This window comes from Psychrobacillus sp. NPDC096623, from assembly GCF_044762655.1.
Taxonomy (GTDB): Bacteria; Bacillota; Bacilli; order Bacillales_A; family Planococcaceae; genus Psychrobacillus.
On sequence record NZ_JBIWER010000002.1, the window covers coordinates 488471 to 502110 of the forward strand.

The window sequence follows — 13640 nt, forward strand, 5'->3', positions numbered from 1 at the left end:
AAAACTATGTCGGACACAATTAAACTTTTAGTAGTTGAGGATGAGGAACGTATTCGTCGTCTACTGAAAATGTATTTAGAAAGAGAAGGCTATGAAGTTGAAGAAGCGGAAAATGGAGAAGTTGCTTTGCAGCTCGCTTTGGAATTTGAATATAATTGCATCCTTTTAGATATAATGATGCCAGAAAAAGATGGCATAGAAGTGATGACAGAACTGCGCGTACACAAAGAAACTCCAATCATTTTATTGACAGCTAAAGGGGAAGAAGCTAACCGCGTTGAAGGTTTCGAACTAGGAGCAGACGATTATATTGTAAAACCGTTTAGCCCACGAGAAGTAGTGTTACGAGTGAAGGCACTTTTGAAACGTACCTCAGTTGGTGCACCTATCCAGGGTACGTCTATTTCTAAGGAAATAGTAGTTTTCCCACACCTAACAATAGATCATGATGCTCATAGAGTTACTGCGGATGGTGTTGAAGTAGGTTTAACTCCAAAAGAGTATGAATTACTATACTTTTTAGCAAAATCACCAGACAAAGTATTCGATCGTGAGCAGTTATTAAAAGAAGTATGGCATTATGATTTCTTTGGTGATTTAAGAACAGTTGACACTCACGTCAAACGGTTGCGTGAAAAGCTAAATAGAGTTTCCGAAAAGTCTGCTAAAATGATTGTAACTGTATGGGGTGTCGGATATAAATTTGAGGTTATCAATGAATAGAATTTGGAATAGTGTTGTCGGGAAGCTATGGGGAACCATATTGCTTCTCGTCTTATTTGTGTTATTTATTGTAACCGTTTTATTGCTTGAATTTTTAGGAGATTTCCACACAGAGCAGGCGGAAGAGTCTCTTCGTAAAGAGGCAGAAACTATTGGTAAAATCGTTGAGCAACATGACAAGGTGGAAGATTCTATTGAAATTATAGAAGATATTTTAGGGACAGAAACAAATACGTTAATTGTACGAAATTCAGGATCTGTATTCTTATCTGTCCATGAAGGACTTAACAAAAAAGTAGTGCAGGAAAAGATATTAGGTGATAAGGAATTATCTAAAATATATACATCAGATGAACCAATCGTGAAGAAAATGCTAATGCCTGCTATGCACAGTGAGGATCGGATGGAAGACTATATTATTCTAGCCACCCCTTTAGAATCCAATAAAAATATCCATGGTGCTGTATTTATTTATCAGAGCTTGGAAGTTGTTAGTAAAACTACAAATAGTACAACAAAAATTGTTTTCTTATCTGGATTTATCGCATTGCTTTTAACTACGATGTTCACTTTTTTCTTAACCTCCCGGATTACTTTACCGCTAAGATCTATGCGAGAAGCAGCGATTCAATTAGCTAAAGGAAATTTTGAAACGAAAGTTCCGTATCTTCAAAAGGACGAAATTGGAGAGCTAGGAATCGCTTTTAACCAAATGGGGAAACAATTGAAACACCATGTGGAAGTCATTAACCAAGAAAAAGAGCAATTGGCGAGTATTTTAACTTCAATGACGGATGCGGTTATAACATTTGACACTAAATTTAAAGTTCAAGTTAGTAACCCCCAGGCAGATCTGTTATTCAAAAAGTGGTATGGGAATACTGGAGCAACAAAGGAATCGAAGTTACCAGCTGAAATACACCATCTTTTAGAATACGTCTATGATGTAAATGAAGAGTTTGACGAAGAATTAGAGATTCAAGGCTCCTATTTTGCAGCATCTATTAGTCTTTTATACACAAGTGGTAATACAGTACGTGGCGCAGTAATCGTACTTCGTGATATGACCGAGCAGCATCGTTTAGACAAAATGAGATCAGATTTTATCGCAAACGTCTCGCACGAGCTTAGAACTCCTATTTCGATGCTTCAAGGCTATTCTGAAGCAATAATAGATGATGTCGTAACAACCGAAGACGATAAAAATGAAATGATTCGTATTATTTATGATGAGTCTAAGCGAATGGGAAGACTAGTAACCGAACTATTAGACTTGGCACGTCTAGAATCAGGCCATCTTAGTATATATAAAGAAAAGGTTGATGTAGTCCCAACTATTGAACGCATTACACAAAAATTTGATCAGGTGGCCAAAGAAAAAAATATTAAATTATCAATGGAGCATAGCTTAACTGAAAATATATCGATGGAACTTGATGAAGACCGAATGGAACAGGTGTTAACCAATTTAATAGATAATGCGCTTAGACATACAAAAGAGAGTGGTTCTGTTACTGTCCAATTAAGTAAGACAGCTACTCAATTAGTTTTAAAAGTAATAGACACCGGATATGGTATACCAAAAGAAGATCTTCCGTATGTTTTCGAACGTTTCTACAAAGCTGATAAGGCGAGAACTAGAGGGAAAAGTGGAACTGGCTTAGGATTAGCAATCGCAAAAAATATTGTAGAAAGACATGATGGTGTCTTAACTGCAGAGAGCGAGCTAGGGGTAGGTACTAACTTTATTATTCATTTACCGCTTAAAGATGTGTAACAAAAATGTACTTGAAACGACTAATTAAAAGAACGGGGGGAGCCTATGAATGACTCCGTTTTCCACCGCTTGTATGATTCGTATCATCAAGACGTTTTTCAGTTTCTCATATATTTAGTGAAAAATAGACAAACTGCGGAAGACTTGGTCCAGGAAGTATATGTACGGGTACTCAGAGCTTATAGCAGCTTTGAAGGAAAAAGTTCAGAAAAGACTTGGTTATTTTCGATTGCCAAAAACATAGCTATTGACCATTTTAGAAAACAAGCCGTTCGAAAGAAGAGGTTATTCGAATCATTTGATTGGGAAAAAATGCAGCTTGCATCTTCAGATATGCTGCCAGAGGATTTAGTACAGCTGAGTGATGAGATGAAAACATTATTAACAGCTTTAGACGATTGTACCGGAGATCAGAAAATGGTCATTATCATGCGCTATTTCCAGGAACTTTCGATTGCAGAAACGGCAGAAATTTTAAATTGGTCTGAAGGGAAAGTGAAGACTACGCAACATCGTGCAATCAAAGCACTTCGCATGCGGTTATCTGATAAGCAAAAGGGGGCAGATGTTCATCATGAGTGAGAAAAAAACAGAAGATCATATACTAGATGAGCTATTAAATAGTATGCCTAAGTTTACAGATAAACGCTCGAAGGATGAAATATACCAACAAGTAAAGTCGGTAATGGAAACTCAAGAGAAATTGGAAAAGAGAAAACATATTGGAGCAGCTGTAAACAAGTGGTTGCCATTTATCATATCTGTAGCTTCCGTATTAATTTTAACAGTTCTGGTTTCTTCTTATATTAATAACAATTCAAATTCTACTGCGGATAAGGCAATTGAGTCTTCAACGGCAGAGGATAAAATGACAACTACGGAAGAATCAGAGGAAGCAGCTTTTCAGGAAGTAGGAGAAGAAAATTCTAACGAAATGACAATGATGACTAAAGACGCGTCAGCTTCTTTAGAAATAGTTCCGTTCGATAGCTCTTTTACATCTGTTTATGACAATGAATTAAACGGGGGGACAGTATTTCATTTCTCTATGCTAGAAAATGCTCTTTCTGTTCCAATCACAATTGTAATCCCTAAGGAACAAATCGACATGGATTTTCCTAACTATACGCCAAATAGCTTGGAGCTGTATGAAAGGTATGCATTTGAGATTGATGAAACTGCACTTGGATTCCAAGAATACCATCCATACAAAGGTAACTTTTTAGCAGAAGGTAAAATGTTAAAGCATTTCTTGCCATTGGATCATGGTTACGATACGGCTCCAGGTACAGCAGCGCCTTATATTTCTTCTATCAATGAAATTTTTACTGATTTTGATTTTTTAGCAAGAGTAAATGAAGATGGATCACCGATTGAATGGGATCAAGTAGGAACTTTGACAGAACCTTTAGCACTTCAAGGTATAGAAATTAAGGCAAATTATTTTGCATATAAGGCTTTTAATGGAGAAACCTATTTAACTCCTAATTTCAATAAAACATTCGATACACTTGAAGCAGCTTTGATGGAAATGAAAAATCCTGAAAATGATATTTATACTTCTGTTATCCCGAATGATGTGAACTTTACAGTACGGGACGATAAAGGTTATGTAGTACACTTCGGTGAACCACTAAACTTGGAATCATTAGAAGCGAGTGAGGCATCTCGATTGATAGAAGGCTTTTCATTAACAGCTGCGAGCTTCAATCATTCCATCAAATTAGAGAACGTCGTACAGGAAAATTGGAAGGGCATCGATTTGACGAAACCACTCCCTATACCAATCGGACCGAATGGTTTTAATATGAAAGCTAATTAAATATCGAAAAAACCAAGCTTACGGATTTGAGCTTGGTTTTTTTGTGCTTTAGGAACTATAAAATCTTTGATATGAGGATAACTTCTACAAGTGATTCTCGGTCCAGACTCCAGCATCTAGCCCCACCGGGGTCGCTTCAGACTTGCGAATAAAGGCACATAGCGCTATTATTGCAATTCTTCAGCGCTTTTCGGTGCTAACCTAGGCGCTTGCTTTAGTAACGAGATAGCCCCAAAACGCCATGTGTAGCTTTTAAATTGGGAGGATAGCCCATCACCACTACAAAGTAGCCCATAAATATAAGTTCATAGCCCATAACCTATTTGCAAACAGTTCTATTGCATATATTGTAATTGTTTGATAAGATATTATTAATTCAAGATAATATCTTGAAGGACAACAAAATATTGATTCATCTTCGGGGCAGGGTGTAATTCCCGACCGGCGGTATTAGAAATTTTATTTCTTCAGCCCGCGAACCTTAACAGGTTGATTTGGTTAAATTCCAAAGCCGACAGTATAGTCTGGATGGGAGAAGGTGAAGGTGCAGTCGTTTTTCGTATGCTTATATACGGATACGCTTATTTAAGTGTACCTTGTTTCTCCCTTGAACTTTTGTTTGTTCAAGGGATTTTTTAAGTATACAAACGGTCTGAACCTTTCTTCTTGTGGAGTGAATCGCAAAAGGAGAGAGGATTTTATGTTAAAAGGCAAAACGCGAATGCTTATTGCAGTCGCAATGCTAAGTAGTATTTCTTTTGTTTTAATGCTACTTGCTTTTCCATTACCGGCATTACCGGCTTATTTAAAGGTGGACTTTAGTGACATACCAGCACTAATTGCTGCAATCACGATGGGACCAGTGGCAGGAATTTTAGTCGCACTTTTAAAAAATGTTCTAGATTGGTTATTTGCAGGAAGCCCGACTGGTGTACCAGTAGGTCATATGGCTAACTTTGTAACTAGCATCTTATTTTTAACACCTGTGTATTTGATTTATCGTAAGGTTACTACATCAAGAGGAATAATGGTAGGACTGGGAGCAGGAACGGTTTCGATGGCGATTGGTATGAGTCTATTAAATTACTATGTATTTTTACCAATGTACTCTTACTTCTTAAACTTCCCTATGGAAACAGGTTCAGCATTGTTCAATACGATCATTTTTGGTATTTTACCGTTTAACTTGATCAAAGGTATATTAGTAACAATAGTGATGATTGTATTATTTAAACGAATGAAACCATTGCTTGATAAAGTAACTAATTCATATATGAAACCTAATACAAATTAACAAAAGGTTGTTTCTCCATTTGGAGGAACAATTTTTTTTATATATAATCATTAAATAATACTAATGATTTTCGTTGCAGGTGGCGAAAAAAGGCTTAGAACGCCACCTCGTGTGCCAACGCCTTTGTGACCAACATCCTGTTGGCCTCCGTGGGGTGAGCTATGATCTATCACCGTCGCTTGGGTGTCGATGCTGTCTCACTCATCCCACTGGAGTCGCCCCTTTCACTACAATCAACGAAGTGAGTGATATTTCCAAATTAGATTGGGCACAGCATATCGCTTAGATGATAAGATTGGTCATTTTTTAGAGAGTGATAAAATTATTTGTAATCGCTTTTGAATTAGAAATACTATTATCCAATGAAAAATGTAGAAAGTAGATTTCCTTACCTACTAGTGGAAATAAAGAGAAATAGTAATTGGTTACTATATAAAGAAGCGAAATAGCGAACGAAATTGCATCTTCGTGAGCTTGCTCTATCAATAGGAGTGTATTTTATCCCTAGTTTGCAAAAAACGTACTTCCCTTTTTCTAAGAGTTGAAAGAGGGCGACGGATAGACAAATGCCATAAGGTTACCGAAAAAATGGGATGTTGGTTGTGACATTAGTCAGGATCAGCACCCCTAAAAATTAGTCGGTTATAATATAGCAACAAGTCTGTCTAAATCTAACCGAAAACGATAGAAACATATTTTGACATAAAGAACTCTTGAACTTTTCTTACCAAATAAAAAATGGTGATCATGACAAAGTCACAACCACCATTTTAAATACTATTCGAATTTCAATGCATCGCCTTCGAAAGACTCTTCTGCAACTTTAATAGAATCAGTTGGGCAGCCTTCGAATGCATCTTCCATGTCTTCCATTAGTTCTTCTGGAACTTCTGTTGTACCCATGTTATCATCTAAAATAACGAAGGCAATACCTTCATCATCATAATCATAAATATCTGGGGCAGCGGCTCCACAAGCTCCGCATGCTATACATGTATCTTTATCTACAATTGTATATTTTGCCATTATTATATTCTCTCCTTTATCACTACTAAAACGAATATGCTATCGTATTCATTCTAAAGATGTTTTCCATACATTTCAACCAAAATACTTCAGAAAAGAGAGGTATTCCTATGCATTTTCATCAAATATTACTATTTATTATACATAAAATTAGCGGACAGCGATCTGAGAATGCACCATTCTATTTATTAAAGGGCAAAAAATCAGGTCAAACCATTCAAGATGTGACATATTTCCAACTTCATGCTTTTTTCTCTATTCTCCCCCAATTATCGAAGGTGGATTATGATGCAGCGATCACTGAATTGTATAAAGGAAATTTTATCGAGTTAAAAGAATCGACTGTACATATTACCGATAAAGGTATGAACGCAATAACGCAACAAAAGAAGGTCCTGCTCAACGGGTGGCAATATCGAGGGAAGGAACATGTATTTTGGAAAAGGTTAGATTTGGCTGTCCAAACATTATCACAGTTCCATGCAAATAATAAGAAATTTGTACCAAACCAAAAGGATATTGCCACGCAGCAGTTTGTTAAAGACTATTTAATCGAGCATAATTTTCGTCAATTCAATTTGAGTAACGAGATGAAGCGAGAATTACATCTACTACTTGAAAATCACTCGTTAAATGATTTACATAGAACATTATTTGTTTATCGACTAAGCGGCTTTAATACAATAGGTTTAACTTGGGAGCAGCTAGCCCGCTATCATCAGTTGTCTGAATTGGACGCAAAAATATTTTTTTTAGAGTGCTTACACACTATGTTAGACAATATTTCAAGGGAAACTAGTCCTCTTTTATTTTCTTTGGCTAAAAATATACGTATCGAAACTCCTTTAACAGACTCTGCTTTCAGAACGAATAGCCTATTTGAAAAAGGATATTCTTTGGAACAAATTGCGAATTTAAGAAAGTTGAAGATTAATACGATAGAAGATCATGTTATTGAAATAGTTTCAACGAATAAAAACTTTCCTATTTCTACTTTTATCACGAAAGAGCAAGTCGGCGAAATACTCCATTTATCAAGCGAACTGCAAACTAAAAAGCTCACAGAAATAAAAAACAGGTTACCGGAAGTTAGTTACTTTCAAGTTCGTTTAGCCTTAACGAGGAGTGAACAACTGAATGAATAAATTAAATGAAATTCTCCAGAAAAGATTCGGCCACGTAAGATTCCGAGAGGGTCAAAAAGAAATAATTGAACAAATAATAAATGGAAAAGATGTGATTGCCATTCTTCCAACTGGAATGGGAAAATCGCTTCTCTATCAGCTGCCAGCTTATCTGAAAGAAGGAACGGTGATTATCGTTTCACCACTTTTATCACTTATGCAGGATCAAGTGGAGCAACTGAAAATATTAGGGGAAAAAAGAGTTGTGGCGATTAATTCATTTTTACCATTCCAGGAAAGAGAAATGGCTATTCGTCAGCTAGGTGACTATAAATTCATTTTTACTTCACCAGAAATGCTGCAAAATGAACACTTTAACCGAGCACTAAAAAAAATTTCTATCGCTTATGTTGTGGCAGATGAAGCTCATTGTATTTCCCAATGGGGTTTTGATTTTCGACCTGATTATTTAAGAATATCCAATTGGTTGCAGTCACTAAATAATGTGAATGTCGTTGCTTTAACAGCAACTGCTACAAAAGATGTTGTGGAGGATATTAAAGAAACGTTACGGATGAATACTCCTTTTGAATACATACACTCACTGGATCGCCCTGCCATTGCATATGAAGTGGTGGAAGTAGAAAACCAACAAGAAAAATTGAGTTGGATTATGGGCAGAGTCACCTCGACAGAAGGTCCTGGGATAATTTATACACAATCACGTAAAAAGACCGAATTGTATGCTGCAATTCTACGAGAAAAAGGGGTTTCTGTTGCGTATTATCATGCAAAAATGGAGCAAAGTGACCGTATACTGATCCAACAACAATTTCAACAAGGACAATTAGAGTGGATTTGTGCAACTAATGCTTTTGGAATGGGTATTCACAAAGATAATATCCGACAAATTATTCATGATCATATCCCTACTTCTGTCGCAGGCTATATGCAGGAGGTGGGGAGGGCCGCAAGAGATGGCGGCCAAGCTATTGCTTCTCTTTTATATACTTCTACAGATGTTGAACAAACCTTTTACGTAGCCATGCAGGACTTCCCAGAAGAACAAGACATTCAAATTGCTTTTAAGTCTGAGTATGCTGAAGTCGAGCAGTCAGAGACAACAATTCGTATTCTAAAGTACTGGAAAGAGCAGTTAAATGAACATGAAACCATCCAATTATTTAAACAGATAAAGCAAAAAAAGTGGCAGGATATACAAAATTTTTATGCTATGATTCAAAATGATATTTGTTTACGTCAACAGCTACTACATTATTTTGACCAACCATTATTAGAAAAACCTATACATTGTTGCTCCAAATGTAAATTGGACGTTCCAAGCACTTTGGGAAAGAGAACGGAAAACAGAAATGATCAGGTTGAGATGAATTGGAAAAAAAGACTTCATACTCTACTTCCATTATAATGCATTTGTTAAGTTTACTTTTTCTACAAAATTCGTCATAATAGAAGTAGATAAGAAGGTAGAAATGGAGTAGGAATAAAATGAACCAAGATGATTATCAAAAAAAAATCGACGAACATCGACAATCCATTGGACAAGATGATGATACTAATGAAACAAGAAGAAGACGAAGTGCCAATATGAAACCAAAGAAAAAATCTAGAAACCTATTGATCCCAACTGTCTTTTGTATTTTCATATTAATACCAGTGAGTATATTTATATATGTACAGTTTTTTTATGCAGCTGATCCAAATAAAGCAGAAGTTGTAAAAAATGATACGATACATGTGGAAACACAAACGATCAATAATGGCACAAAAAAAGACGAAACTACGGAGGAAAAAGTAGAAACTCCAGTAGTAACTACTCCTGAAGAAACGGAGCAGTCAGTCGAAGAGCCAAAAGAAGAAGTTAAAGAAGAACCAAAAGTGGAAGTGACAGAACAACCAAAACAAGAACCAGCTAACGTCGAGAAAACTGAACCAACAGAAACTTCAAGCTCTAAATCGCATATAGTGAAGGAAAATGAAACACTGTATCGTATAGCTGTAAATTATTATAATGACCCTTCTGCAGTCGAAAAAATAAAATCTGCAAATGGCCTTACATCAAATGAAATTTCCGTTGGACAAAAACTAGTACTACCATAAACGTAAGAAGGATATTTTTTTAAAATGTTGAATATATAAAGTATATCCTAAGTTGGAAGAGGTGCTAATATGTTTGTAAAAAGTGTGATGATACCAAAAGAAAAATGCATAACAGTTCAAGTGGATGCTATGGTTTCTGCGGCTTTGCGTGTTTTAGAAGAAAAAGAAATGGATGCTTTACCGATATTAGATAATGGGAAATATGTTGGTATGTTCAACAAATACCTATTGTATAAAGCTTTTTTCTATAGCTCTCTTGACAAAGAAGCTTTCATGGAGCAAACAAAAGTTACGGATGTTATGACAAACGAAGATATATTTGTTGGTTATGAAGATGTTTTTGAAAATGCAATGATTAAACTTCATGATTTCCCGATTCTAGCAGTTGTTCAGGATGGAAAATTTCTTGGATTAGTTACTCGTTATGATGCTGTTGAACAATTTAAAAGTGCATTTGGTATGAATAGTAAAGGAACGCGCATTACATTTACATCTGTAGAATCGGAAGGACGGATTCAAAAAATGACGGATGTGCTCCATAAATATCATGCCTCTGTCATTTCAATCGTTACTTTTGATGAGACAGATAAACTATTCAGACGTATCGTATTGAAGATTGAAAGTGATTCGAAAATTGATCGAATTCTAGCTGATTTAGAAAAGTCAGGGTTCCGAGTTTTACATATTGATAAAGAAGAGTAGAATGATCAATAGTAAACATGAGTAGAGGGCAGGGGAAATTCCCTGTCCTTTTCCGTGTTGTAAGGGGGTATATATTTGATAGGATGGACATTAGGTTGTGTATTGTTTATTATTTTGTTGTTTTTTTTATATATGTTATTTTTAGCTTTTCAAACAAATGTGCATACTCATTCTCTACTTATCGACGAATGGACGGAGGAGAAGCAATTTCATGTTTTTTTCATTGCCGATATCCATCGGAGAAAAGTATCTGAAAAACTAATTCAACGCCTCCTTGGAAAAGTAGATGTAGTTATTATTGGAGGGGATTTAACGGAAAAAGGCGTCCCGTTAAATCGAACAAACGATAATATTAAACAACTTACTAGGTTGGGGAGTACTTGTTATGTGTTCGGTAACAATGATCGCGAGGTAGGGGAACAAAACCTACGAAATATCCTATACTCCAATGGCGTTCATATATTAGAAAATAGCTCTCTTCATTTTGAAAAAAGTAATTTTTCTGTTCGCATCGTTGGGATTAATGATGGTTTTGCCGGAAATGTAAAAATAATTGAGGCTTTCAAAGAAGTTAAAGAAACGGATGTCCTTATATTTACTACTCATGCTCCTACATACTTTAATCATGCCAAAAAAATTAGTAAGCCACACCTTTTGTTAGCAGGTCATCTTCACGGGGGGCAAATACGCCTTGGTCCCTTTGGGATATATGAAAAGGGAAGCTATCGTGAAAAAGAAAATAGTGCAGAGCTCATTAGTAATGGATATGGTACAACCGCAGTTCCACTAAGATTAGGGGCAAAATCTGAATGTCATCTAATAACTATTAGAGGAAGACATTAAGTGAAAGAAAGGAAGTTTTTTTGTGAATCAACAGGTAGATGTATTAATAGTCGGAGGAGGACCATGCGGGCTGGCAGCAGCTATTTCTACGCAAAAAGTGGGATTAAAAACGGTTGTAATTGAGAAAGGGAATGTAGTGGAGGCTATTTATAATTATCCTACACATCAGACTTTTTTTAGCACTAGTGAGAAATTATCCATAGGCGATGTTCCTTTCATAGTAGAGGACAGAAAGCCAAAAAGAAATCAAGCTCTAGTTTACTATAGAGAGGTGGTAAAACTAAATAATATTGATGTGCGGAAATATGAACAGGTGCAAAAAGTAGAAAAACAAGCTCATCATTTCAAGGTGCAAACATCTAAAGCAAGTTATATGGCAAAGTATGTTGTTATTGCAACTGGTTATTACGATCATCCAAACTATATGAATATTCCGGGAGAAGAATTAGCGAAGGTCCATCATTATTTTAAAGAGGGTCATCCGTATTTTGGTTTAGATGTATTGGTCATTGGAGGAAAAAATTCAGCTATTGATGCTGCTCTAGAACTTAACAAAGCTGGAGCAAATGTAACAGTAGCTTATCGTGGTAGTGAGTATTCGCCTAGCATAAAACCATGGGTATTACCTGAGTTTGATGGACTTGTAAGAAATAATGAAGTACAAATGCATTTTGATACAGAAGTAATAGAAATAGGTATATCTAACGTCACGTTAAAAAATACTCAAAATGGTGAATTCCAACTAACTAATGATTACGTATTTGCAATGACCGGCTATCATCCAGATCATGCTTTTTTAAAACAAATGGGTATTGAGATCGATAGTGCGACAGGGAGACCTGCTTTTAATACAGAAACGATGGAAACAAATGTAGAAGGAATTTTTATCGCGGGCGTAATTGCTGCTGGAAATAATGCAAACGAAATTTTCATCGAAAATGGACGATTCCATGGAGAGCAAATTGCCAAAGAAATAAAAAGAAAACTCGTCATTAAATAATGAATTTTTTTAAAAAATCATTCCTAAATTTTTGGTATTAGGGGTGATTTTTTTGCATAATTTTAAACTTGTAAGAAAATGAAAAAATTCTTCGAGAGCAAGTAGTTTCACTTTATAACCACAATTGAAAAAAGAGTGGCATGCCGTAAACTCAGTTACGACTGCTACTCTTTTGCAATATCTACCTAAAATATATACTCCCTCGCTTTTTCCGGTTCGGGATGATTCAATGCAATAAGTAAAGCAAGTCTTGCTTTTTGGCCATTTAAGCCTTGTGCAAATATGACACCTGCATCTTTAAGGCCTTTACCTCCACCTTTGTAGCCATACACATCCTGTGCAATTCCATTAAAACATCTGGATACTAAAACGATAGGAATACCTTTATTTAATATTTCTTCAATGACAGAAACAAGGCTAGGAGGCACATTTCCTTGACCTAAGCCCTCCAATACTATTCCATCATAACCTAAATCGATCGACGCTTTGAGCAAGTCTGGCTCCATGCCTGCATATACTTTAAACATTGCGACTTTTTTCTCGATATGCTCAATTGGAAAAACGATGCGTTGATTGGGTGAGTGATGAAAATGTACGATTGACTTTGATATAAAGCCAATAGGTCCATATTGAGGACTCTGAAAAGTACTCACATTGCTTGCGTGAGTCTTTGTCACGTTTTCCGCAGTATGTATTTCATCGTTTAATACAACTAGCACACCTTTCATTTTTGCATCATCGGAGGCAGCGACTTGGATAGCAGACATAAGATTATATAGCCCGTCTGACCCTATTTCATTGGAAGAGCGCATTGCTCCAGTGATTACTATTGGAATTTCTGTATCAACGGTGAGATCCAAAAAGTATGCAGTTTCTTCTAATGTGTCTGTTCCATGTGTGATAACAACCCCGTCTATATCGTCAGTTAAGATATAGTGATCAATTAGCTTTTTTAGCTCCATCATTTCGACAGGTGTAATATGAGGTGAAGGAAGATTAAAAGCCTCTATTTCTACTATTTTGGCTAAAGATCTAAGTTTTTCCGCCTCGATTAAAAGTGGATTTTGATCAGCTGGAACAACAGCCCCTGTTTCAGCATGCACCTGCATTGAAATAGTCCCACCTGTGTGAATTAGTAAAATAGTTTTCATTGTAAGTACCTCCCATAATTTGCGAATATAAGGTATAATAGTATTAATGAAATGGAA

At 36.0% G+C, this 13640-nt stretch carries 13 protein-coding genes and 1 riboswitch; of the genes, 11 read left to right on the forward strand and 2 right to left on the reverse strand.

All coding sequences use genetic code 11. From position 1 onward, the window contains the following. The first annotated feature begins 6 nt into the window (after positions 1-6). The 5 genes from ACIQX2_RS07150 (at position 7) to ACIQX2_RS07170 (ending at position 5616) form a co-directional block, all read left to right on the forward strand. Positions 7-723, forward strand: coding sequence for a response regulator transcription factor (locus tag ACIQX2_RS07150; RefSeq protein WP_402847973.1), 717 nt, complete (start codon positions 7-9; stop codon positions 721-723). After that, complete coding sequence (locus ACIQX2_RS07155) at positions 716-2500, forward strand: ATP-binding protein (RefSeq protein ID WP_402847975.1); 1785 nt, start codon at positions 716-718, stop codon at positions 2498-2500. The genes ACIQX2_RS07150 and ACIQX2_RS07155 overlap by 8 nt, the downstream gene beginning before the upstream one ends. 45 nt (positions 2501-2545) lie before the next feature. After that, the gene (gene sigX / locus ACIQX2_RS07160; RefSeq protein WP_402847977.1) at positions 2546-3082 is read left to right on the forward strand and encodes an RNA polymerase sigma factor SigX; all 537 of its coding nucleotides are present in this window, start codon (positions 2546-2548) and stop codon (positions 3080-3082) included. Further along, positions 3075-4322 carry a hypothetical protein gene (locus tag ACIQX2_RS07165; RefSeq protein WP_402847979.1) on the forward strand — a complete coding sequence of 416 codons (1248 nt, stop codon included), beginning with the start codon at positions 3075-3077 and terminating at the stop codon, positions 4320-4322. Before sigX ends, ACIQX2_RS07165 begins: the two co-directional genes overlap by 8 nt. 410 nt (positions 4323-4732) lie before the next feature. Further along, positions 4733-4866, forward strand: a riboswitch (FMN riboswitch). A gap of 156 nt (positions 4867-5022) precedes the next feature. Then, positions 5023-5616, forward strand: coding sequence for an ECF transporter S component (locus ACIQX2_RS07170; protein WP_402847981.1), 594 nt, complete (start codon positions 5023-5025; stop codon positions 5614-5616). 777 nt (positions 5617-6393) lie between these two features. On the opposite strand, the gene ACIQX2_RS07175 is transcribed toward ACIQX2_RS07170, so the two are convergent. After that, positions 6394-6642: a ferredoxin gene (locus ACIQX2_RS07175; protein ID WP_093060821.1), complete on the reverse strand. Its 249-nt coding sequence runs from the start codon at positions 6640-6642 to the stop codon at positions 6394-6396. 110 nt (positions 6643-6752) lie between these two features. On the opposite strand from ACIQX2_RS07175, the gene ACIQX2_RS07180 reads away from it, so the two are divergent. The 6 genes from ACIQX2_RS07180 to ACIQX2_RS07205 all read left to right on the forward strand — a co-directional run bounded on the left by ACIQX2_RS07180 (position 6753) and on the right by ACIQX2_RS07205 (position 12432). Then, positions 6753-7787 carry a YpbB family protein gene (locus ACIQX2_RS07180; protein WP_402847984.1) on the forward strand — a complete coding sequence of 345 codons (1035 nt, stop codon included), beginning with the start codon at positions 6753-6755 and terminating at the stop codon, positions 7785-7787. Further along, a complete protein-coding gene (locus ACIQX2_RS07185) occupies positions 7780-9195 on the forward strand; it encodes a RecQ family ATP-dependent DNA helicase (protein ID WP_402847986.1) in 1416 nt (471 codons plus the stop codon). The genes ACIQX2_RS07180 and ACIQX2_RS07185 overlap by 8 nt, the downstream gene beginning before the upstream one ends. Before the next feature lie 80 nt (positions 9196-9275). Further along, the gene (locus tag ACIQX2_RS07190; RefSeq protein WP_402847988.1) at positions 9276-9887 is read left to right on the forward strand and encodes a LysM peptidoglycan-binding domain-containing protein; all 612 of its coding nucleotides are present in this window, start codon (positions 9276-9278) and stop codon (positions 9885-9887) included. 69 nt (positions 9888-9956) lie between these two features. Next, positions 9957-10589: a CBS domain-containing protein gene (locus ACIQX2_RS07195; protein WP_402847990.1), complete on the forward strand. Its 633-nt coding sequence runs from the start codon at positions 9957-9959 to the stop codon at positions 10587-10589. A 75-nt stretch (positions 10590-10664) separates the two neighbouring features. After that, positions 10665-11432, forward strand: a complete 768-nt coding sequence (locus ACIQX2_RS07200; protein ID WP_402847992.1) for a metallophosphoesterase — start codon at positions 10665-10667, stop codon at positions 11430-11432. 22 nt (positions 11433-11454) lie between these two features. After that, on the forward strand, positions 11455-12432 hold the full coding sequence (locus ACIQX2_RS07205; protein WP_402847994.1) for a YpdA family putative bacillithiol disulfide reductase: 978 nt from the start codon (positions 11455-11457) through the stop codon (positions 12430-12432). A gap of 185 nt (positions 12433-12617) precedes the next feature. Here ACIQX2_RS07205 and ACIQX2_RS07210 read toward each other — a convergent pair whose 3' ends face one another. Then, on the reverse strand, positions 12618-13583 hold the full coding sequence (locus tag ACIQX2_RS07210; protein WP_402847996.1) for an asparaginase: 966 nt from the start codon (positions 13581-13583) through the stop codon (positions 12618-12620). Positions 13584-13640: the final 57 nt, after the last annotated feature.